18 protein-coding genes are annotated in these 21,039 nt (G+C 59.1%); 12 read left to right on the top strand and 6 right to left on the bottom strand.

Going from position 1 to position 21,039, the window contains the following annotated elements:
- Positions 1-32: 32 nt before the first annotated feature.
- Positions 33-2,639, bottom strand: a complete 2,607-nt coding sequence (glgP, locus tag NW806_RS05915) for an alpha-glucan family phosphorylase (RefSeq protein WP_414410382.1) — start codon at positions 2,637-2,639, stop codon at positions 33-35.
- A 135-nt stretch (positions 2,640-2,774) separates the two neighbouring features.
- Here glgP and mnmE point away from each other — a divergent pair, with 135 nt between their 5' ends.
- From mnmE to gpmI, 4 genes are all read left to right on the top strand, one after another.
- A complete protein-coding gene (gene mnmE, locus NW806_RS05910; protein WP_414405913.1) occupies positions 2,775-4,154 on the top strand; it encodes a tRNA uridine-5-carboxymethylaminomethyl(34) synthesis GTPase MnmE in 1,380 nt (459 codons plus the stop codon).
- A 106-nt stretch (positions 4,155-4,260) separates the two neighbouring features.
- Complete coding sequence (gene dps, locus NW806_RS05905) at positions 4,261-4,761, top strand: DNA starvation/stationary phase protection protein Dps (RefSeq protein WP_414395712.1); 501 nt, start codon at positions 4,261-4,263, stop codon at positions 4,759-4,761.
- Positions 4,762-4,784: 23 nt separating this feature from the next.
- Positions 4,785-5,309 carry a tetratricopeptide repeat protein gene (locus tag NW806_RS05900; protein ID WP_414410381.1) on the top strand — a complete coding sequence of 175 codons (525 nt, stop codon included), beginning with the start codon at positions 4,785-4,787 and terminating at the stop codon, positions 5,307-5,309.
- A gap of 98 nt (positions 5,310-5,407) precedes the next feature.
- Positions 5,408-7,000: a 2,3-bisphosphoglycerate-independent phosphoglycerate mutase gene (gene gpmI, locus NW806_RS05895; protein WP_414410380.1), complete on the top strand. Its 1,593-nt coding sequence runs from the start codon at positions 5,408-5,410 to the stop codon at positions 6,998-7,000.
- A 13-nt stretch (positions 7,001-7,013) separates the two neighbouring features.
- On the opposite strand, the gene NW806_RS05890 is transcribed toward gpmI, so the two are convergent.
- Positions 7,014-7,328, bottom strand: a complete 315-nt coding sequence (locus tag NW806_RS05890) for a hypothetical protein (protein ID WP_414410379.1) — start codon at positions 7,326-7,328, stop codon at positions 7,014-7,016.
- Positions 7,325-7,912 carry a DUF3177 family protein gene (locus tag NW806_RS05885; protein WP_414410378.1) on the bottom strand — a complete coding sequence of 196 codons (588 nt, stop codon included), beginning with the start codon at positions 7,910-7,912 and terminating at the stop codon, positions 7,325-7,327. The genes NW806_RS05890 and NW806_RS05885 overlap by 4 nt, the downstream gene beginning before the upstream one ends.
- 319 nt (positions 7,913-8,231) lie before the next feature.
- On the opposite strand from NW806_RS05885, the gene NW806_RS05880 reads away from it, so the two are divergent.
- The 8 genes from NW806_RS05880 to NW806_RS05845 all read left to right on the top strand — a co-directional run bounded on the left by NW806_RS05880 (position 8,232) and on the right by NW806_RS05845 (position 14,224).
- Positions 8,232-8,762, top strand: a complete 531-nt coding sequence (locus NW806_RS05880) for a hypothetical protein (protein ID WP_414410377.1) — start codon at positions 8,232-8,234, stop codon at positions 8,760-8,762.
- Between the two features lie 5 nt (positions 8,763-8,767).
- Complete coding sequence (atpB, locus tag NW806_RS05875; RefSeq protein WP_414395700.1) at positions 8,768-9,514, top strand: F0F1 ATP synthase subunit A; 747 nt, start codon at positions 8,768-8,770, stop codon at positions 9,512-9,514.
- A 227-nt stretch (positions 9,515-9,741) separates the two neighbouring features.
- Complete coding sequence (gene atpE / locus NW806_RS05870; protein WP_414395918.1) at positions 9,742-9,990, top strand: ATP synthase F0 subunit C; 249 nt, start codon at positions 9,742-9,744, stop codon at positions 9,988-9,990.
- Between the two features lie 93 nt (positions 9,991-10,083).
- On the top strand, positions 10,084-10,557 hold the full coding sequence (locus tag NW806_RS05865) for a F0F1 ATP synthase subunit B' (protein WP_414405918.1): 474 nt from the start codon (positions 10,084-10,086) through the stop codon (positions 10,555-10,557).
- A 54-nt stretch (positions 10,558-10,611) separates the two neighbouring features.
- The gene (locus tag NW806_RS05860) at positions 10,612-11,121 is read left to right on the top strand and encodes a F0F1 ATP synthase subunit B (protein WP_414410376.1); all 510 of its coding nucleotides are present in this window, start codon (positions 10,612-10,614) and stop codon (positions 11,119-11,121) included.
- A gap of 25 nt (positions 11,122-11,146) precedes the next feature.
- The gene (gene atpH / locus NW806_RS05855; protein WP_414410375.1) at positions 11,147-11,695 is read left to right on the top strand and encodes an ATP synthase F1 subunit delta; all 549 of its coding nucleotides are present in this window, start codon (positions 11,147-11,149) and stop codon (positions 11,693-11,695) included.
- A 37-nt stretch (positions 11,696-11,732) separates the two neighbouring features.
- Positions 11,733-13,253, top strand: a complete 1,521-nt coding sequence (atpA, locus tag NW806_RS05850; RefSeq protein WP_414410374.1) for a F0F1 ATP synthase subunit alpha — start codon at positions 11,733-11,735, stop codon at positions 13,251-13,253.
- 26 nt (positions 13,254-13,279) lie between these two features.
- The gene (locus tag NW806_RS05845; RefSeq protein WP_414410373.1) at positions 13,280-14,224 is read left to right on the top strand and encodes a F0F1 ATP synthase subunit gamma; all 945 of its coding nucleotides are present in this window, start codon (positions 13,280-13,282) and stop codon (positions 14,222-14,224) included.
- Here NW806_RS05845 and NW806_RS05840 read toward each other — a convergent pair.
- The 3 genes from NW806_RS05840 to NW806_RS05830 form a co-directional block, all read right to left on the bottom strand.
- Positions 14,221-15,846 (bottom strand): ABC transporter permease, encoded by a 1,626-nt coding sequence (locus NW806_RS05840; RefSeq protein WP_414410372.1) that lies wholly within the window; start codon positions 15,844-15,846, stop codon positions 14,221-14,223. The genes NW806_RS05845 and NW806_RS05840 overlap by 4 nt on opposite strands.
- A 169-nt stretch (positions 15,847-16,015) precedes the next feature.
- Complete coding sequence (locus tag NW806_RS05835) at positions 16,016-17,062, bottom strand: Fe(3+) ABC transporter substrate-binding protein (protein WP_414410371.1); 1,047 nt, start codon at positions 17,060-17,062, stop codon at positions 16,016-16,018.
- 216 nt (positions 17,063-17,278) lie between these two features.
- Positions 17,279-21,001, bottom strand: coding sequence for a PAS domain S-box protein (locus NW806_RS05830; protein WP_414410370.1), 3,723 nt, complete (start codon positions 20,999-21,001; stop codon positions 17,279-17,281).
- Positions 21,002-21,039 lie beyond the last annotated feature (38 nt).

The following is a 21,039-nucleotide window of genomic DNA, read 5'->3' as shown; positions in this document are numbered from 1 at the left end:
ACTGGCCCAGCTCTTGAGGAGGGCCTGACCGGCTAGGCCCAGAGCATCAGCCGCAGCTCATAGGGATCGGGCATATCGGGGTGAAAGGGCAATAGGCGGATGGCCAACCCCTGCAAGCCGCTGCTCTCGTAGCGAACTTGGCCACAAAAGATGGCGCGATCCCCCACTGTCTCCACGTAGCGCAAGGGGGTTGCCCGGCCGTTTTGGATCTGGCCCTTGTCGTCCACCGACCCCTGGTAGGCTTGAACAATCACATCCTGCGGCTGCAGGGATCCCAGCTGCACCTCCACCGTTACGGTGAGGGGTTCCCCGGCCATCACCACTTCCTGGACCTGGCTATCCCGGCCGGCAGAAGGCTTGCCAGTGGGCTGTCTTGGGTTTTCAATCCGGACCTCGAGAACCCGGAGGTTGTACCAGTTCTCCTGCAGATGGTTCCGCCAACGGGTAAACTGGCGGGCCGCCTGGAAGTTGTTGCGCCGCATGCGGTCAAAGGAGTTGCTCAACGGAATGTAGGCTCGCTCGGCATACTCCCGAACCATGCGCTGGGTGCTGAAGCGAGGGCAGTTGAGGCGGATTGCCTGCTTCATGCGCTGAATCCAGGCATGGGGCAGGCCGTCGCTGCCGCGTTGGTAGAAAAGAGGAGCTACTTCCTTTTCCAGGAGATCGTAGAGGGCGTTGGCCTCCACCTCGTCCTGGTAGGCGCGATCCTCAAACTCCTCGCCGCGGCCAATGGGCCAGCCAGTCTGGTAGTAATCTGCCTCATCCCACCAGCCGTCCAAGATGCTCAGGTGCAGTCCGCCGTTAGCCGCTGCCTTCATGCCGCTAGTACCGCTGGCCTCGCGGGGGCGCAGGGGGGTGTTCAGCCACACGTCCACCCCGGCCACCATTAAGCTAGCGATGTACATGTCATAGTCTTCGATAAACACCAGCCGCTGGCGGAACTCTGGCTGGCGCGACACCTGGACAATCTGGCGGATCAACTCCTTGCCGGCTGTATCGCGAGGGTGGGCCTTGCCGGCAAAGATAAACTGCATCGGGTACTGGGGATGGTTGATCAGGGCTTTGAGCCGCTCCAGGTTGTGGAGCAAGAGAGTGGCCCGCTTGTAGGTGGCAAAGCGGCGGGCAAACCCAATGGTAAGCACCTCTGGGTTGAGGGCTTCTGAGGCCCGTTGGATCTCAGCCGTCGAGGCTGCCCGCTTTTGCAGCTGCTCCACCAGGCGCTGGCGGGTGAAGTCAATGAGGCGAGCGCGGCTGTGCTCGTGCGCCCGCCACAGTTCCGCATCCGGGATCCGATCCACCTTCTGCCAGAGAGGATCCGAGGGAGGAGCCTCCGCCCAATCCGGCCCCAGGTAGCGGTCGTAGAGAGCTTGGTTTTCCTCCCCCACCCAGGTGCGGACATGCACGCCATTGGTGATGGAGGTAATCGGCACCTCCTCTTGCGGGATCCCAGGCCAGAGGGGGCCAAACATCTTGCGGGCGACCGCCCCATGGAGCTTGCTGACGCCGTTAACAAACGAGGCCATGTTGATGGCCAGCACCGCCATGCTGAAAGGGGACTGGAAGTCGCCTGGATTTTCTCGACCCAGGGCCAAAAAGTGCTCCCGACTTAGGCCCATCTGGCGGTAGTAGGAGCCCAGGTAGTAGTCGATTTTGTCTGGCGGGAACAGGTCGATCCCCGCAGGCACTGGCGTGTGGGTGGTAAACAGCTGGCTCGACTTAGCCACCTGCCAGGCCTCCTCAAAGCTCAGCCCTTGCTCCACCATCAACAGGCGGATCCGCTCCACTGCCAAAAAGGCAGAGTGCCCCTCGTTCATGTGGTAGACAGTGGGGTGGATCCCAAGGGCGCGCAGAGCCCGTACACCACCGATCCCCAGCATCATCTCCTGGTGGATGCGCACATCCTGGTCGCCCCCGTAGAGCTCGTCGGTGATGTCCTGGTCGTACTGGCTGTTGGGCTCGATGTTGGTGTCGAGAAGGTATAGGGGCACTCGCCCCACCATGGCTTTCCAGATGCGGGCAAATACCTTGCGGTTGGGGTAGTCCACCTCAATGCGAATCTCGCGGCCCTCCGCGTCTCTTTGCAGCTCCAGGGGCATGTTAAAGAAATCGTTGATGGGGTAGCGCTCCTGCTGCCAGCCATCGGGGCTGAGGTACTGGCGGAAATACCCCTTTTGGTAGAGCAGGCCCACACCCACGAGCGGCAGGCCCAAGTCGCTGGCTGCCTTGAGGTGATCCCCGGCCAACACCCCCAAACCCCCTGAGTAAAGAGGCAGACAGTCGGCCAAGCCAAACTCCGCGGAAAAATAGGCGTAGCATTCCCCTTCCACCGCATGGGATAAGCGGTACCGACGGTACCACGTGTCTCGTTGGAGATAGCTATTTAGTTGCTGGCTAGCTCGCTCCAGTTGGGCTAAGAACCCCGGATCCTCTGCCAATTCATCCAGGCGTTCCTGCCGGATCTGGCCCAAAAGAGCCACAGGGTTGTGCCCGCAGGCATCCCACAGATCTGGATCCATGCGCCGGAACAGGGTGCGGGTTTCTACGTTCCAACTAAAATGCAGGTTGTAGGCCAAAAAGCGCAGGCTCTCCAAGGCAGGCGGCAGGTAAGGGATTACCCTAAACGTGCGTAACGGCTTCATATTTTGTTAGGACAAGTGCAGGTCGCCACTGCCAAGCTACCCTGACCTCGGCGGGAGAGCTTAGCTTTTTACAGCTTCTTTCGAGTTAAGGCCGGGCTCCTGCCTACAGGGAACTGAGGCATAGCCCATTCACCTATGGATCCCACTACACCCCTGGCCGACACCATTGCTGCCATTGCCACCGCCGTGGTGCCCGAGCAGGGCAGCATTGGCATTGTGCGCCTTTCCGGCTCGCGGGCTCTGTCCATTGCCCAGGCGATCTTTACTCCCGCCCGCCGCAATGCCACCTGGGAGAGCCATCGCCTTCTCTATGGCTGGATCCATGACGAGAAGGGCCACCCACTGGACGAAGCTCTGGCTGTGTGGATGCAGGCCCCCCGCTCCTACACCCGCGAGGATGTGGTGGAGTTCCATTGCCACGGCGGCATTATGGTGGTTCAGGCTACCCTGCAGCAGTGCCTGCGCCAGGGAGCCCGGCTAGCGCAGCCAGGGGAGTTTAGCCTGCGCGCTTTCCTAAACGGTCGCATCGATCTAACCCAGGCCGAAAGTGTGGCTGATCTGGTGGCAGCCCGCTCTCCGCAGGCAGCTCAAATGGCGCTGGCGGGTCTGCAGGGCAAACTGGGACAGTCTATCCGCGCCCTGCGCCAGGCGCTCCTGGGCTTATTGGCCGAGATCGAGGCGCGAATTGACTTTGAAGAGGATCTGCCCCCTCTGGATGTCCCGGCTTGGCAGGCCCGGCTGCAAGACATTCAGGCTCAGATGCAGGCCCTGCTGGCCACTGCCGAACGGGGGCAACTGCTGCGCACTGGGGTGAAAGTGGCCATTGTCGGGCGGCCCAATGTGGGCAAGTCCAGCCTGCTCAACGCCTGGTCAGGGCAGGATCGCGCTATTGTCACGGATCTACCTGGCACCACTCGGGATGTGGTGGAGTCCCAGTTGGTGGTGAGAGGGATCCCCGTCCAGCTCCTGGATACCGCCGGCATTCGCGCCACTGACGATCCGGTGGAGCGGCTGGGGGTGGAGCGCTCCCAACGGCTGGCCCAGACCGCCGATGTGCTGGTGCTGGTCATCGATGCTCAGGCGGGCTGGACGGAGGCTGATGCGGCTATCTATGCCTCTATCCGCCACCGCCCCCTGATTCTAGTGATCAACAAAACTGACCTCGCCTCCCCCAACGGCATTTCTCTCCCCCCCGAAATCACCTACCGTGTCCCTGCTGTTGCCGCCCAGGGCAAGGGGATCCCAGAGCTGGAAGAAGCCCTGGAGCAGCTTGTTACCCAGGGGCGACCCCAGCCCAACTTGGAGGTCAGCCTCAACCAGCGCCAGGCCGCCGCCCTCCGCCAGGCCCAAGCCAGCCTAGAACAAGTGGCCCAGGCCATGCGGGAACAGCTCCCCCTCGATTTCTGGACCATCGACCTGCGGGGGGCGCTGCACGCCCTTGGCCAGATCACCGGCGAGGAGATCTCCGAGGCAGTCTTGGATCAGATCTTTAGCCGCTTTTGCATTGGCAAGTAACCGCTTGCTAACTCATACTCATTCTGAGTTTGTGTTAGTATAGGCCCAGTTGGGAGCTGACAGACTGATGGCCCCAGCGGATTCCACAACAGTTGGGAGGTTGGCTATGGTTAGCGCCGAAAAAACCCGTCTCTACCCCACTCAGCTCGACTTGCCGGCCGAGGCCCGCGCGCAACTGGTGGAGCTGCTCAACCAGTCTTTAGCGGACACCCTGGATTTGAAGACTCAGGTGAAGCAGGCCCACTGGAACGTCAAAGGCATGAACTTCATCGCCCTGCACGAGATGTTTGACACCTTTGCCAGCACCCTGGAAAACTACGTGGACATGCTGGCCGAACGGGTTACGGCCCTGGGGGGCATTGCCCGCGGCACGGCCCGCATTGTCGCCCAAACCTCGAGCTTGCCTGAATACGACCTGACGGCTGAAGACGGTCGGGCTCACCTGCAGGCTTTGGCGGCCCGCTACGGTCAGTATGCCGCTGCCGTTCGGCGCAACATTGACCGCGCCACCGAGCTGGGGGACGCCGACACTGCCGACCTGTTTACCGAGATCTCGCGGCAAATCGATAAAGATCTCTGGTTTATCGAGGCCCACCTGCAGGCTTAAAGAGCTAATTGTGGGGTAACAAAATGGTTGCCAGTGCTTCTCTCCTTTACTTGGCAGCTTTGGCAGGCATCCTGGGGGTGGTGGGTTTCTTTGTCTTGCGTGGGGTGCTGCGCCTATGGGCGCAGGAAAAAGTCATTCGCGAGCTCCAGCCCCGCCTAAGCAAGGGCAAGGGATCCCCCCAGGAGCACTACGAGTTGGGCAGCGTCTACCTGCAAAAGGGTCTCTACGAGCAGGCCATCGTCCAGCTCAAAAAAGCCCTGGAAGTGGCTGGGGAAAACATCCCCCCGGTTTGCAACGCTCTTGGCTTTGCCTACTTTAGCCAGGGGCAATACGATCTGGCCATTCGCTACTACAAAGATGCGGTGGCGGCAGATCCGGCCTATGTAACCGCCTGGAATAACCTGGGCCATGCCTACGAGAAAAAAAATCTCTACGGCCCTGGCCTGGAAGCCTACGAGACCGTGTTGAATCTGGATCCCCAAAATGCCATTGCCAAGCGCCGCGCCGAGTCCCTGCGCAAGCGTCTGCAGCCCAGCTCCCGCGGCTAATTGACAATTGCTGGCCTTAAAAGAAAGTGGAGGTTAGGGATCCGGTACCGTATTGGCGGGGCTGGTATCATGTTTTGGAAAACGCGAGAGACCGCTTCATGAATGCACAGTCGGTGGCACCGGTAGTTTTGGTCATTCTAGATGGCTGGGGTTATCGCGAGGCCGCGGAGGGCAACGCCGTGCTGGCTGCCCGAACCCCCGTCATGGATAGCCTATGGGCTACCTATCCCCATACCCTGCTGCAAGCTTCGGGGCGGGCCGTGGGTTTGCCAGAAGGGCAGATGGGCAACTCCGAGGTGGGCCACCTAACTCTGGGAGCAGGGCGGGTAGTGCCGCAGGAGTTGGTGCGCATTAGCGATGCCATTGAGACGGGATCCCTTTTTCAAGAGCCTCTTTTGGTGGAAGTTTGTCGTCAACTCAAGGGGCGGGGAGGCCGGTTTCATTTCATCGGGCTCTGCTCTGCAGGAGGGGTTCACTCCCACATTGACCACCTCTACGGCCTGCTGAAACTGGCAGCGCAGGTGGGGATCCCTGCCTACGTTCATGCCATTACCGATGGCCGCGATACTCCCCCTTGCGAAGGGGCAACAGTTCTGGCCGCTCTCCAAAAAGAGCTGCAATGGCTGGGCAACGGCGTCATCGCCACCCTGAGCGGCCGCTACTACGCCATGGATCGGGATCGCCGTTGGGAGCGCACCCAGAAGGCCTACGAGGTTATGACGGAAGATGGCCCTGGCTGTGGCCGCAGCGCTGCCGAGGTGATGGCAGACTTTTACGCCCAGGATATTACCGACGAGTTCATTCCCCCCACCCGTTTGGCGCCGGGAGCAGTAAGGCCGGGAGATGCAGTCATCTTCTTCAACTTCCGCCCGGATCGGGCCCGCCAGCTTACCCAAGCTTTCGTCTGCCCCGACTTTTCCGGTTTCCAGCGCTGCCTTATTCCGGACCTCACCTTCATCACCATGACCCAGTACGATCCCACCTTGCCGGTGCAGGTGCTCTTTAAGCCGCAGAACCTGGATCACCTGGTAGGGCAGGTGGTAAGCGAGGCTGGCCTTAAGCAATTGCGCATTGCCGAAACGGAAAAATACGCCCACGTCACCTACTTCTTCAACGGCGGCCTCGAGCAGCCCTTCCCTGGGGAAGATCGCATCTTGGTTCAAAGCCCGCTGGTGGCCACCTACGACCAAGTGCCGGAGATGTCGGCGAGGAAAGTCACCGACAAGGCTATCGAAGCCATTGCCCGCGGCGAGTACAGCCTGGTGGTGCTGAACTACGCCAACCCTGACATGGTGGGCCACACCGGCAACTTTGAGGCCACGGTGCGGGCTCTGGAAACGGTAGACCACTGCCTAGGTCGCCTGCTGGCGGCAGTGGTAGACGTAGGGGGCACCACCCTCATCGTTGCGGATCACGGCAATGCCGAGCTGATGTGGGACGACCAGGGCAACCCCTGGACCGCTCACACCACCAACCCCGTGCCCTGCATTCTGGTGGAGGGCGAAAAGCGCAAGATCCCGGGCCGCGGTGGCGACGCCAGGCTGCGTTCCGGCGGCACCTTGGCTGATGTCGGACCCACCCTGCTCGAGATCTTGGGCTTGCCGCAGCCCCCTGAGATGACGGGGCAGTCCCTCCTGCAGCCGGCAGAATACACCCTCCTGCAGCGGCAGCCGGCGCCTGTGGGGCGCTAAAACCCGCCCTCCCCTACTCGGCTACTGGGATCCCTTCTTGGATTAGCCAAGCCCTCACCTCCTCCCAGCTGCGGTAGAGAGCCAAAACCCGGGAGCGCTCAGGGTGATAAGGGGCACTAAGGCGCTCTAACTGTAAGAAGCGAGCCTGAGGAGGGATCACCGGCACCTCTGGATCGGGGGGAGTGGGCCGGCGCAGGGAGCTGCTATAGCCGCGGTAGATTAGCACCAAGTCCGTTTCCCCCTCGCTTTCCACCTCTACCCGCAGCACCTCCTGGGGGTGGGCTTGGCTGTAGCGCTCTAGAGCCAGCGGCCAGGGCAGGGCGCTCATGCTGCCAACTCCCTTTTCTCGGTAGGGGGCCGCAGCCGCCAAACGAAATAGACGCTGTAGAGTAGGTAAACTACCAAGCCCCAGGCCCCTAGGCTCCCGAGCAGCTCGGGGGATACATTGGGATGGAAGATCTCTCGAAAGCCCAGCGGCGGCTCAAACCAGGCTCGACACTGGAGCGACAAAGAAGCCTGGAAGGCGCAGGGCACAAAGGCTCCTGAAAAGAAGAACCCGACCCCCATATAGCCAGTCAGGATCCACCGCCAGAGCAAGAAAGCCCGCGCTGCCCAGCTTCTCGACTGCTCGAGGGCGGTGCTCCAATCCCGCCAGAACCAAAGGCTGAGCGGGATCAAAAGCCGTGCCATTGCCCCGCTCAGGAAACTGATGGGCAGGCCGCCAATCATGAGATATACGGTTACCGCCAACAGGCTAGACACCCGCCAGTAGGCAATCAGAAGCTGGATCAGGGGCCCCAGCCCCACCGCAAAAGCCCAAACCAAGAGAGCTAGCGGCACCACCACGGTCAGCGCCACAGCTAGGCTGTAGTCCGCCCAAATGGCTTTCAGCAGCCACTCCTGTGGGATCATCCTCTCCTTCTCTCCTTCCTGACCCTAGTATGCTGGGATCCGCAGCGAGATTCCCCAGGGTTACAGGATATTACAAGTTCCTAACTACCCCTCCCCAAGACTTTACGCCGCAGGCCTTTGGAAAGTTTTCCAATTCTTGACATTGCCCATCCAGGAAGGTGGTAGATTCTTAGAGGAACACCTCGTGGGCCAGCCGTCTTTCTGGAGGGCAGATGGGAGTTTCCTAGGGCCTTGGTTTGGCCTGGCGTGTTAAGTATTGTTACTCAGCCATGGTATTTTGGGTTAAGGCCAACCCCTAAGAGGTAGGAATCCCGCTTCCATGTCCCCTTCTTTCAGACTTCTCTCCCACAGTCCCAGCCGCTGGAAGGCAGCCCAGTGGAAGCCCAGGCCCTTGCCTCCTCTAGAGGACGTGCCCCTTTCTCAAAACGATGAGGAGGAGAGGGGTTGCCAAGCTTCGCTGCAGCCAGAGCCAACCTCTCGCGAGGGGACAGTGGGCAGAAGCTATGCGGCACTGCAGTTATGGCTGGCGCTAGTTACCCTTAGCGTGAGCCTGGCCATTGCCCTGGGGTTGGCCTTGGTTTACTCACCAGGGGTTGCAGGCAACTACTTGCTAGGGGCAATGGTCGGCGTAGTCTATCTGCGCATGCTGGGCCGCAGCGTGGCAGAGCTGGGCAAAACTCGCAGCCGCTTAGGGGTGACGCGCCTAGCTCTGTTTGTTGGGCTGATGGTTTTGGCTGCGAAGGTAAAGTCCCTACAGATTTTGCCCATCTTCTTTGGGTTTATGACGTATAAGGTCACCCTGCTCATCTACCTCGTCCAGACGTTGAGCCGTTTATCTTCCTCTTCCTGATGCTTATGAGCCCGTCCTTCTCCTCGCCTTTTCTCCTAGCAGAGCTTGAGGTTGGCCATCACCTCTACTGGCACCTGGGCAAGTTTACGGTCCACGGCCAGGTTCTGATTACCAGTTGGATTGCCATTGCCCTAATTTTGACGGTGGTGCTGCTGGGCACTCGTCAACTGCAGCGGGAGCCCGCTGGCTTGCAGAACTTTGTTGAGTATGTTTTGGAATTTGTGCAAAGCATTGCCCGTGCCCAGATTGGCGAGAAAAACTTCCGGCCCTGGGTGCCCTATGTTGGCACCTTGTTTCTGTTTATTTTTGTCTCCAACTGGATGGGGAATCTTTTCCCCTGGAAGTTGATCCCCTTGCCGGAAGGGGAGCTGGCTTCTCCCACCAACGACATCAACACCACTGCCGGCTTGGCGCTGCTTACCAGTATCATGTATTTCGTGGCCGGCATCAGCAAGCGGGGGCTGTCCTACTTTAAAAAGTACATCGAGCCCACGCCGGTTCTGTTGCCCATCAACGTTCTAGAAGATTTCACCAAGCCCCTCTCCCTAAGCTTCCGTCTGTTTGGCAACATCTTGGCCGAGGAGCTGGTGATTGCGGTGTTGGTGTTGCTGGTGCCCTTGTTGATCCCGGTGCCGGTGATGATCCTGTTCCTGTTTACCGGAGCCATTCAGGCTTTAATCTTCGCAACCCTCTCGGCGGCTTACATTGGAGAGGCGCTGGAAGGCCATGGGGGTGGGGATCACCACGATTGAGCTGCCGAGGAGTCGGCGAGGGCTGGGGCGCTCAGCTCTCCCCACCTCTTCCGGGGGTTGTTGCCGGGGCTTGGTAAGGTTTGTTGGGGCCGAGGGCCTGTGCCCAGAGGTCGCCGACAAGGGGGCGATCGGCTCGGATACTCCAGCCAGATCACCTCAAACCAAAGGCGCTGTTGCAGTCGTGCCTACTTCTGTTCTGTAACGACGAGGAGAATCTCACGATGGCTATGGATTCGTTAACCTCTGCTGCCTCTGTTTTGTCTGCTGCTCTGGCTATTGGTTTGGGATCCCTGGGTCCAGGGCTGGGCCAAGGGAATGCTGCTGCTGCGGCCATGGAGGGGCTGGCCCGCCAGCCAGAGGCGGAAGATAAGATCCGCGGCAGCCTGTTGATCAGCCTGGCCTTCATGGAAGCTCTGACCATCTACGGCTTGGTGGTGGCGCTGGTGCTTTTGTTTGCTAACCCCTTCGCCTCCTAGTGCTGTCGTCTTGGGGGCAGTCTGGACAGTCCCTGCCGGCTTGCCCCCTAGTCTTGCTTCAGCTCAGAATCCCGTTTTTGTCCCTGAGGCCCCATGCTCTCCTCAGCCCTTTTGGCCGTCGAGGCCGCCGAGAAAAATGGTCTCTTCGACTTGGATGCCACCCTGCCCATCATCGCCATTCAATTTCTGTTGTTGGTAGCCGTGCTTAACTCTCTCTTCTACGAGCCGGTTACTCGGGTTATTGACAGCCGCAACGACTACATCCGCTCCACCCAGGCGGAAGCCCAGGAGCGGTTAGAGAAGGCAACGGCCCTGGCCCAAGAGTACGAGGCAGAGATTAGCCGAGCTCGCCTACAGGCGCAGGCCGTGATTGCCGAGGCGGAAGCGGCTGCTGCTCGCATCCGTTTAGAGAAGCTGGCGGCAGCTCAGGCAGAGATCCAAGCCAAGCTGGAAGCGGCGCGGCGGCAGGTTGAGCAGGAAAAGCAAGCAGCCCTTGAACAGCTGCAGCAGCAAGTGGAGGCCATCGCCGCCCAGATTACCGAGAAGTTGCTAGGCAGCGTCCGTTGAGTGGCTGGTTAAACGTTCCCTGGGGAGTAGCTTGTGATGCTAGGGTTTAGCTGGATGCCCGCTTGGCTTTTGGCCGTGGCTGAGCCAGGGATCCTCGAGGCGGTTCTAGAAAGCAACCTCATCAACATCGCCATTATCCTAACTTTGCTGTACCTCTTGGGTCGCCGAGTGGTGGGGGAAGCGCTGGCCAAGCGGCGGGAAAGCATCCTCGAAGAGCTGCGGCAGGCGGAGCAGCGCAAGCAGGAAGCCCTCGAGAGGCTGGCGGAGGAACAGCAAAAGCTGGCACAGGCCCAGCAGGAAGCAGAGCGCATTCGCCGTCAGGCGGAAGCTAGCGCAGAGGCCCGCCGTCAGGAGCTGTTGCAGCAGGTGGAGCAGGAGATCGAACGGCTGCGCGCCAAAGCGGCAAGGGATCTTGCCGCCGAGCAAGAGCAAATTCTCCAAGAGCTGCGCCGCCAAATTGTTCGCCAAGCGCTGCGCAAGGTGGAACAGGAGCTGCCGCAACACCTCAATGAGCAGATTCACCATCGCCTCATTGAGCAAGGGATCCAAATGCTTGCCCGCTAGGTGAGTTCAGGAGAAACGGAAACCCATGCTGAACCGGAAAATGGCTCTTAGGGTAGTGGATCCCTACGCCGAGGCCTTGGTTTCTCTGGCTTCTGGACAGGGGTTGCTAGACACCTTTACCGCCGATGTGCGCTTTATTGCCGCCGTTTTGCAGGCCACGCCGGAGCTGGGCCAGTTTCTGGCTAGCCCCCTGGTGAAGACGGAAGCCAAGAAAAACCTTCTGCAGCAGGTGTTTGCCGATCAGATCCACCCGCTGCTGCTCAACGCCCTTCAGCTGTTGACCGACCGCCGCCGCATCATGTTCCTTGGGGCTCTCTGTCAGCGTTTCTTGGAGCTGCAGCGGAAACTGCAAAACATTGTTCTTGCGGAGGTAGCCGCCGCAGTGCCCTTGACCGAAGCCCAGCAGCAATCCATCCGGGAGCGGGTGAAGGACTTCACGCAAGCTAGCAGCGTGGAGCTGCAGATTAGCCAAGATCCCACGGTGCTAGGCGGAGTGATCCTCAAGATTGGCTCCCAGGTCATTGACCTCAGCTTGCGCGGCCAGTTGCGCCGGCTGGCGCTGCAGCTCAGCTAGCTTAAGTTTTGAGATCCCCTTTCCTGAGAGGACTGCCATGCCTACCATTCGCCCAGATGAGATTAGCACCATCATCAAGCAGCAGATCGAGCAGTACAACCGGGAGATGCAGGTCTCCAATGTCGGCACGGTTCTGCAGGTAGGAGACGGCATTGCCCGCATCTATGGCTTGGAGAAGGTGATGGCCAGTGAGCTGCTGGAGTTTGAGGATGGCACGCTGGGCATTGCTCTCAACCTCGAGGAGGACAACGTCGGCGCCGTGCTGATTGGCGACGGCCGTAACATCCAAGAAGGCTCTACCGTCAAGGCCACAGGCAGAATTGCCAGCATTCCCGTAGGGGAAGCCCTGCTGGGCCGCGTGGTCGATCCCTTGTGCAATCCCCTCGACGGCAAAGGGCCGATTCACTGCACCGAGACTCGCCTCATTGAGTCCCCAGCTCCCAGCATCATTGACCGCCGCTCGGTGTATGAGCCGCTCCAGACCGGCATCACGGCCATCGACGCCTTGATCCCCATTGGGCGGGGACAGCGGGAGCTCATTATCGGCGACCGCCAAACGGGTAAGACCACCCTTGCGGTCGACACCATCCTCAACCAAAAAGGACAGGACGTCATTTGCATCTATGTGGCCATCGGCCAGAAGCAGAGCAACATCGCCCAGGTGGTGAACATCCTAACCGAGCGGGGGGCAATGGACTATAGCATCGTGGTGGCTGCTGGCGCCGACAGCCCGGCCCCCCTACAGTGGCTGGCTCCTTACTGCGGGGCCACCATTGCCGAATACTTCATGTACCAAGGCAAGCACACCCTGGTGGTCTACGACGACCTGTCCAAGCAGGCAGTAGCCTACCGCCAGATGTCGCTGCTGTTGCGCCGTCCCCCCGGTCGGGAAGCCTATCCGGGCGATGTGTTCTATCTGCACTCGCGGCTACTGGAACGGGCAGCCAAGCTCAACCGCCAATTGGGCGAGGGATCCATGACCGCCCTGCCGATTGTGGAAACCCAGGCCAATGACGTGTCGGCCTACATTCCCACCAACGTTATCTCCATTACCGACGGCCAGATCTTCCTGGAGTCGGATCTGTTCAACGCTGGCATTCGCCCAGCCATCAACATTGGCATTTCCGTTAGCCGCGTTGGCTCGGCGGCGCAAACCAAGGCCATGAAGAAGGTCGCTGGCTCCCTGAAGGTGGAACTGGCGCAGTATCGGGATCTGGAAGCCTTTGCCCAGTTTGCCTCCGACTTGGATGAGGCCACCCAAAAGCAACTGGCCCGCGGCCAACGGCTGCAGGAGATCCTCAAGCAGCCCCAATATTCGCCCCTGTCTTTGGACCAGCAAGTAGCCATTATCTATGCGGGAACGCAGGGCTACCTGGACGACATCCCGCTAGAGAAGGTCTCCAGCTTCAAGCAGGGCCTGCTGTCCTACTTGAGCACCGCCCATCCCAAATATGGCGAGATTGTCCTCTCCACCAAGCAGCTTACCGAGGAGGCGGAAGAGATCCTAAAAACCGCCATTGCAGAGTTCAAGCAAAGCTTTGTAGCTCAGGCAGCCTAGGGGCAGATCCAACAAGAGAGAGGGTTATGGCCAAGCTAAAGCCAATTCGGGATCGCATCAAGGCAGTGAAGAACACCCGTAAAATCACGGAGGCCATGCGCCTGGTGGCGGCAGCGCGGGTGCGGCGGGCTCAGGAGCAGGTGATGGCTACCCGTCCCTTTGCCAATCGCCTGGCCCAGGTTTTCTATCGGCTGCAGACGCGGCTGCGGCTGGAAAATGTCGAGCTGCCCTTGCTAAAGCAGCGCCCTGTGGCAACAGTGGGCCTGCTAGTGGTGGCCGGGGATCGGGGTCTGTGTGGCCCCTACAACGCCAACGTTATCAAGCGTACTGAAGAGCGAGTGGGCGAGCTGCAGGAAACAGGGCAGCAGGTGCAGCTTTACCTGGTAGGCCGCAAGGCGGTGCAGTATTTTCAGCGGCGCTCTGCCCCTATCGCCAAGACCTACGTGAATCTGCCGCAGATCCCCACTGCCGCTGAAGCCGCTCAAATTGGGGATGAGCTGCTCTCCGCTTTCCTCTCCGAGAAGGTGGATAAGGTGGAGCTCATCTACACCCGCTTTGTCTCCCTGATTAGCTCGCGGCCAGTGGTGCAATCCCTGCTGCCTCTAGACCCTACGCGCCTGGCTGCTCGCGACGACGAGATCTTTAACCTGCTGGTGCGGGGGGGAGAGTTTACCGTCGAGCGCAGCAAGATCGTTGCTCCTGTCTCAGCCCCGCCGCCGGACATGATCTTCGAGCAGGATCCCGTGCAAATCCTGGATGCGCTCCTGCCTCTGTACCTGAACAATCAATTGCTGAGGGCTCTGCAGGAGGCAGCAGCCAGCGAGCTGGCGGCCCGGATGACAGCTATGAGCAATGCCAGCGACAACGCCACTGAGCTTATCCGTACCCTCACCCTTGCTTACAACAAAGCTCGGCAAGCGGCCATTACCCAGGAGATCCTCGAGGTGGTGGCAGGTGCCGAGGCCCTCTAGGTCTCTTCCCGTCCGGAAGAGTACAAGTTACGCTGCCGGGCCATTTGGGAGTTGAGCAGGATGACAGGCAAGAGCCCCACCAAGACAATTGCCAAAGCAGGGGCACCGGCCTCGGCCAGGCGTTCGTCGGCAGCCATGCGGTAGGTGTGAACGGCCAGGGTATCAAAGTTAAAAGGCCGCAGCACCATCGTGGCTGGCAGCTCCTTCATGACATCCACAAACACCAGCAGCATTGCCCCCAAGATCCCGCCTCCCATCAGCGGCAGGTGCACTCGCCACAGGGTGCCCAGGGATCCCTGCCCCAGGCTGCGGGCTGCCTCGTCCAGGCTGGGGGGGATGCGCAGCAGGGTTGCCTCGACGGTGGCTAGAGCCACTGCCAAAAAGCGCACCAAATAGCCAAATACCAGGGCGGCGATGGTGCCGCTCAGAACCAAACCGGGCGGCTGCTGAAAGAGCACCTGCCGCAAGTAGCTCAGCAGTTGATCCAGTCGCCCTAGGGGAAGCAGAACTCCCACGGCAATCACCATACCTGGCAGCGCGTAGCCTAAAGAAGACAAGCGCACTGCCAGCCGCAGGCTCCAGGTGGATCCCCGCTGCAGCCGCAGCCCATACAGCACCACCACCGACACCGAAACGGCAATCACCGCTGTGATGGTGGCTAGTAGAAGGCTATTCCGGGCGTAGCTCCAAAAGTGGCGGCCCACCGCTCCCTGGCGCAGGGTCATCTGGAGCAGGATAAGGGCGGGGACGACAAAGCCTAGCCCAACTGGGATCCCACAGGCTAGCCACGCTCCCACCGCTCGGATCCCCTGCAGACGGTAGCGGGCTAGAGCTGGCCTAAGCCCTTGGCGATAGTAGCGCGCCCGCCGGCGCAAGAATTGCTCCAGGCCCATCAGCAGCAACACCCACAGCAACAGCAGCGCCGAGAGCTGAGCTGCTGCCACCGGATTGCCGAGGGCCGTCCAAGTGCGGTAGATGCCGGTGGTAAAGGTATCGACCCCGAAGTAGCTGACGGTGCCGAAATCGTTCAGGGTCTCCATCAACGCTAGGAGGCAGCCAGCCACGATCCCTGGCCGCGCCAGAGGCAAAGCCACCCGGAAAAAGCTAGCCCAGGGCCCGTAGCCTAGGGAACGGCTCACCTCCAAACAGGCCACCGACTGTTCCTGGAAAGCTAGCCGCGCCGAGAGATACACATAGGGGTAAAGAGTCAGCGTCATCAGCAGGATTGCCCCCCCCAGCGAGCGAATGTTGGGGAACCAGTAGTCGCCGATCCCCCAGCCGGTGACCCGCCGTAGCCAGATCTGGAAGCCCCCAGTTACTTGCAAAAAATCGGTGTAGGCATAGGCCAACACATAGGTAGGGGCTGCCAGGGGCAACACCAGCATCCACTCCAGCCAGGCCCGCCCCCAAAACTCGCACATCGTCACCAGCCAGGCGGTGCCGCTGCCCACCAGGATGACTCCCAGCGCCACCCCCGCCATTATCAGCAGGCTGTTGCGCACATATAGCCCCAAGACCGTGTCAGCCAGATGCTCCCAAACCTGCCGCTCGTCGGCAAGGAGGCTGAGCAGCACGGTTAGCGTGGGAATCAAAATTAAGCCCGTCAAGGCTACGGTCAGCAACGTCCAGCCGCTGAACCATCGCCTCCAAGCGCTCTTGAATTTAGCCAAGCTAGCTTTCCCATCAACTGCAATGGCAATTCCTGAGAGCTGGCAAAAATCTGATCTAGCCATACCGGGGAGCCAAGAAGAAGGCTCTCGGCAACCCCGGCATTTTGGGTGAACCTAGCCCTTACCGCCAACCAGCCCGATCCATGACTTTCAGGGCCTCGGGGGTAAGGCGGCCAATGCTGGCGGCGTTGATCGTGTCTTCCTTGAAGGTGCCAAAGCTGGCCACTACCGAGTCGATCTCCGCCCCTGGCAGCACCGGGTACTCGTTGTTGCTCTGGGCAAAGATGGCCTGCGCCTCCGGGCCGGAGAGAAACTCCAGAAACTGGATGGCAGCCTCTTTATTGGGAGCGGTTTTCAGAATGCCGGCGCCGCTGATGTTGACGTGAGTGCCGCGATCCTTTTGGTTGGGGAAGAAGACGCCGATTTTCGCTGCTACAGCGCGATCTTCAGGCTTGTCGGATTTGACCAAACGCGCCAGATAGTAGGAGTTGACCAGGGCCACGTCTCCTACGCCAGCGGCTACGGCTTTGATTTGATCAATATCTCCCCCCTCCGGCGGGCGCGCAAAGTTGGCCACCAAGCCCCGCGCCCACTTTTCCGTCTCCGGGATCCCGTGCGCCAAGATGATCGAAGCCGTCAGAGACTGGCTGTACACATTGCTGGAGGAGCGAGTGAGCACCTTGCCCCGCCACTTGGGGTTAGCGAGATCCTCATAGGTGGACAGCTCCTTGGGATCCACCTTGTCCTTGTTGTACATGATTACTCGCGCCCGCTTGGTCAGGCCGAACCAGTAGCCTTCCGGATCCCGCAGGGATTCTGGGATGTTTTTAGCGAGCGTCTCCGACTGGATAGGTTGAAACAAGCCTTCGTTTTGAGCTCGCCACAGCCGGGCCACATCTACTGTCATGAAAATGTCAGCGGGGCTGTTGGCTCCCTCGCTGCGGAGGCGCTGGAGAATCTCGTCGGCGTTGCCCTGCACCCAGTTTACCCTAATGCCCGTTTTCTGTCTGAAAAGTTCGTATAGTTTTTCATCTGTGCTGTAGTGCCGAGAGGTGTAGAGGTTGACCTCCCGGTTGGCGCCGCGAGCCGAACGCCCCAGCGAGCCTACTGTCAAGGCTACCGATCCCAACACAGCTGCGTTAACCAACTGCCGTCGCGATAAGCGCATACCCAACTCCTAAACTCAAAAAAAATCTCAGGGAAAGCTGCTGCACTGATTTCGTCAGCAGCAACGGATCTGGCCCTAGAAGCGGACCAACCCTTCCAAATCCTGCTTTTCTAGACCAAGCTTATTGAGAGGCTGTATCAGTAGCTTCGCCCTAGGCAATGATAGGGGATCTCAAGTACTGAGTCAAGCTCTTAGGAGCTATTCTCACCAAGAGGATTAAAGTTGCGGCAGATGGGGCAGGTGGAGGGTAAAAGTTGTCCAGCCGGCGGCGCTGCTGACCTCGATGGATCCGCGCAACTGATCCACCATCTGTTTCACCAAGGCCAGGCCTAGACCCGTGCCCCCTTCCTTCCAGGGATCATTGCTGGGAATGCGGTAAAAGCGCTCAAAGATGCGCGTGAGCTCCTCGGCAGGGATCTCTTGACTATTGCTGACCTGGATGCGGCTTCGACAATTTTCCGTTTCGATCTGCAAGCGGATGGATCCCTGGGGTGGGGTGTATTTCACCGCATTGTGCAGCAACTCGCGCAGGATTCGCCCTAAGAGCAAGGGATCTGTCGTGAGGGAGCTCTCCAGGGGAACGCTGGCTTGGAAAGTTTGCCCCTTGGCGCGGGCCCGCTCTTGGGTAACCGTCAGCAGATCCCCCAGCAGCTCCCGCCAGGTGAGGGCTTGGATGTTCAGGGCATAGGCCCCGGCTTGTAGCCGCTGCAGATCCAGCAGGTCGTTGATGAGCTCGATTTCCCGCTGACATTCCCGCTCGGCAATAGCCAGGTATTGGGCTCGCTTCTCCTCAGAGGGAGCTATCTGCAGCATTTTGAGAGCCATCCTTAGGCTGGTGAGGGGAGTGCGCAGCTCGTGGCTGACGATGCTGATGAAGTCGTCTTTCAATTGGTTGAGGCGCTCTAGAGCTTGCACCTGCTCTTGGGCAGCTTGGAACCAGCGCGCCTGGCGCAGTCCAATGGCACATTGGTTGGCCACCTGCTGGATAAGTCGGATCTCCTGGTCGTCGAAAGGACGCCGAGCCGATCGAAAGATCCACAGATCCCCCAGGACTTGGCCTTTATCTAGCAAGGGACAAGCCATCACTACTTGGCGGTTTTCCAGGGCTTTCCCTGAAAAGCAAAATAGACAAGACTGCCCTCTGAGCAGTTGTCGATGAACGTCTCCGTAAGGGCCTCTCTGCAAAGGTACAGAGAGATTTAGGTAAGACTTCGAGCGGGGGCAATACTCGTAGCGGATGGTGGCAAGGGTGAAATCGGCGTTGTAAAGGCTGATGTCGCAGCCATCGGCATCTAGACTTTCTCCCAGCTCGCGCACGGCGGCGCTGAGGATCTCAGCTTCGTCGAGAGAATCGCGCACGCGGTTGGTAATGCTTCTTAGGAGAGCCTCAAATTGCAAAGCCCGCTCTAGCTCCGCAGTGCGCTGCCGCACTTTTTCTTCTAGCGTTTGCTTTAGAGCTTTTACCTGCTCGTACAACTGAGCCTGTTGCAACGCGATAGCCAACTGGTCGGTCAGCTTCTGCAAAAGCTCAATTTCCCACTCCTGCCACGGGCGGCTGGATTGGCAGTGCTGCGCCACCAAGAGGCCCCAAAGGTCTTCACCCCGTCGGATTGGGATCACCAAGTTGGCCTGGGCCTGGAAAGATTCCAAGAGCTGCCGATAGCAAGGATCCAAACTGGCGGTCGCCACATTTTCGATGGCTTGCACAAAGCCCTGCTGGTACTTGCGATGGCAGGGATCCCTGTGGAAATACTCATCCCACACGTAGCGGCCCAGGTGGCTGGGCCAGGGATCCACCACTGACTCAGCGGCCACAAACCCCCCTACCCCCTCCTGCAACTGGTAGATCATTACCCGATCCACCTGGAGAAACTCCCGCACCTCGGCAGTGGTTGTTTGCAAAATAACTGGCAGGTCTAGAGCTTGTCGGATCCGCCGCAGCAAAGCCCCTAGTAGTCGCTCCCGCTCTGCTTCTTGCATCAACAGATCCTGAGCCTGCTTAAGAGGAGTTATGTCCACAACAACGCCACAGACGGCATAGGGATACCCCTGGCAATCTCGCAGGGCAAATTTGGTAACCCACTGGCTCAATTGCTTGCCATTGCGGGAAAAAATCCGCTCGTAGCTGACAGGATCCGGGGATTGGAGAGCTTTCTGATCCTGCTCTCGGAACTCGCGGGCCTCTTCGGGAGTGAAAAGCTCATCATCCAGCTTGCCAATAAGTTCTCCTAGCTCAAAACCTCTCTGTTGTAGATAAAACCTGTTGGCGTGAAGATAGCGCCCCTCCAGGTCTTTGAGGAAGATGGAAAAAGGGATCCCGTCCAGAAGAGCTCTAAGGCGAGCCTCACTTGCTTGTAAAGCCAGCTCTACCTCTTTTTGCTCGGTGATGTCTTCCGTAACACCTACAAAGCGGATGATTTCTTGCCGCTCATTAAAAATAGGCTGACAGGAAGTGCGTAACCAGCGCAGGCTGCCATCTCGATGGAAGATGCGGTAGGTGATTGGCTGCTCCCCTCGAATAACTCGAGGAAGAGATCGAAGAACACGGGGCAGATCTTCAGGGTGAAGCCTTTCTTTCCAAAGATCCGGTTTTTGATAAAACTCCTCCGGTGTGTATCCCCAGATGCTTTGACACCGGGGGCTTTCGTAGAGAACTTGGCTGAGATCTGCGGAACATACGAAGAAATTCACCGGCACAGCCTCGGCCATTTCCCGAAAGCGGGCTTCGCTTTCCCGCAAAGCTAGTTCCACCTGCTTTTGTTGGGTAATGTCGCGGCTGCTGCACACAATCCCCTGCACTAAAGGATCCTGCAAAAGGTTGGTGCAGCGGCTCTCCAGCCACACCCAATGGCCATCGGCATGCTGGGCCCGATAGACCAAGCTGAGCGTCTCGCCAGGCCGAGCCTTGAGTTGCTCAAGAGCATCAGCAACGACCTGCCGATCCTCAGGGTGAACCCAATCCAAAGGCAGGGCTTCTCCCGAATTGGGGACACGACCCAAAATTTTCTCAACAACTGGGGGATTTAGGATGTATAGCAAACCTTGGGCATCGATCCGGCACAAGACGTCATGGCTGTTGTTGATGAAGGCGCGAAAGCGCTCCTGCTGCTCTGCTAGCTTTTGTTGCAGGCGCTTTAGCTCGGTGATGTCTAGGCTAACGCCGAGAACCCCCCAACCTTCCGATTGCTCCCTCAGGGGCACGGCTACGGAATAGATATGGCGCTCTTCTCCATGAATGATTTCTTTCCTCTCGCACTTGGTAACTTCCCCTTGAAGGACAGAGGTGAAATCTTTCTGCCGATCGGAGTGGTCTTGATTCACCTCCTCCAAAGAAGTGCCCAGCAGATCGCCAAACCAGGCGCGGTCGGTGGCATTTTGTAAAATCAGCACTCCTTGAGGATCCCTGGCCCACACCGATAACGGCAGGGCATCTAGCAAAGCGCGCAGTTGGGCTTCCCGCAGCCGCAGGTTTTCTTCCAATTGCTTCTTCTCGGTAATGTCTCGGCCTAGCCCACGAATAAACTGCAACCGGCCCCGCCAGTCAAAGATGCCCTGGTTGACCCACTCAAACCAGCGCACCTCTCCCCGCCCATCTATTAACCTACTGACTTGGCTAAAGAAGGGGTGCTGAGGAGTGAGCTGGGCTATTTTCTGCCGCACCTCCTCTTGCTCCTCTACTGGCAGGGCCTCAAGCCAGCGCCTGCCCCGCCAATCGCCTAAAACCTTCCGACAAGTTTCGTTGCACTCCACAACCGTTGTATCCGCCAGCGCCAGCATGACGATGTCTGCAAAGCCCAGCTGAGCTTGCTGCAGCTGCCGCCTTTGCCAGTAGATCAGCACTGCTAGAGAAGATCCCCAAAGGACTAGCCAAAGCCAAGTGGGCAAAGTGTTCTGGCTGAGTAAGGTAATCAGGTTAACCAAATCCCTAGGGACGCTCATAGAAGTTAGGCTGGCCGATTAATCGGTAGCATTTCTAA

It is taken from the genome of Synechococcus sp. W65.1 (assembly GCF_047461615.1).
Taxonomy (GTDB): Bacteria; Cyanobacteriota; Cyanobacteriia; order Thermostichales; family Thermostichaceae; genus Thermostichus.
This window is presented reverse-complemented; position numbering and strand designations above follow the sequence as displayed.

What these genes read in the sequence shown, in the direction of transcription:
- glgP (WP_414410382.1), bottom strand. Translation starts at nt 2,639, where the DNA reads ATGAAGCCGTTACGCACGTTTAGGGTAATCCCTTACCTGCCGCCTGCC.
- mnmE (WP_414405913.1), top strand. Translation starts at nt 2,775, where the DNA reads ATGGATCCCACTACACCCCTGGCCGACACCATTGCTGCCATTGCCACC.
- dps (WP_414395712.1), top strand. Translation starts at nt 4,261, where the DNA reads ATGGTTAGCGCCGAAAAAACCCGTCTCTACCCCACTCAGCTCGACTTG.
- NW806_RS05900 (WP_414410381.1), top strand. Translation starts at nt 4,785, where the DNA reads ATGGTTGCCAGTGCTTCTCTCCTTTACTTGGCAGCTTTGGCAGGCATC.
- gpmI (WP_414410380.1), top strand. Translation starts at nt 5,408, where the DNA reads ATGAATGCACAGTCGGTGGCACCGGTAGTTTTGGTCATTCTAGATGGC.
- NW806_RS05890 (WP_414410379.1), bottom strand. Translation starts at nt 7,328, where the DNA reads ATGAGCGCCCTGCCCTGGCCGCTGGCTCTAGAGCGCTACAGCCAAGCC.
- NW806_RS05885 (WP_414410378.1), bottom strand. Translation starts at nt 7,912, where the DNA reads ATGATCCCACAGGAGTGGCTGCTGAAAGCCATTTGGGCGGACTACAGC.
- NW806_RS05880 (WP_414410377.1), top strand. Translation starts at nt 8,232, where the DNA reads ATGTCCCCTTCTTTCAGACTTCTCTCCCACAGTCCCAGCCGCTGGAAG.
- atpB (WP_414395700.1), top strand. Translation starts at nt 8,768, where the DNA reads ATGAGCCCGTCCTTCTCCTCGCCTTTTCTCCTAGCAGAGCTTGAGGTT.
- atpE (WP_414395918.1), top strand. Translation starts at nt 9,742, where the DNA reads ATGGATTCGTTAACCTCTGCTGCCTCTGTTTTGTCTGCTGCTCTGGCT.
- NW806_RS05865 (WP_414405918.1), top strand. Translation starts at nt 10,084, where the DNA reads ATGCTCTCCTCAGCCCTTTTGGCCGTCGAGGCCGCCGAGAAAAATGGT.
- NW806_RS05860 (WP_414410376.1), top strand. Translation starts at nt 10,612, where the DNA reads ATGCCCGCTTGGCTTTTGGCCGTGGCTGAGCCAGGGATCCTCGAGGCG.
- atpH (WP_414410375.1), top strand. Translation starts at nt 11,147, where the DNA reads ATGCTGAACCGGAAAATGGCTCTTAGGGTAGTGGATCCCTACGCCGAG.
- atpA (WP_414410374.1), top strand. Translation starts at nt 11,733, where the DNA reads ATGCCTACCATTCGCCCAGATGAGATTAGCACCATCATCAAGCAGCAG.
- NW806_RS05845 (WP_414410373.1), top strand. Translation starts at nt 13,280, where the DNA reads ATGGCCAAGCTAAAGCCAATTCGGGATCGCATCAAGGCAGTGAAGAAC.
- NW806_RS05835 (WP_414410371.1), bottom strand. Translation starts at nt 17,062, where the DNA reads ATGCGCTTATCGCGACGGCAGTTGGTTAACGCAGCTGTGTTGGGATCG.
- NW806_RS05830 (WP_414410370.1), bottom strand. Translation starts at nt 21,001, where the DNA reads ATGAGCGTCCCTAGGGATTTGGTTAACCTGATTACCTTACTCAGCCAG.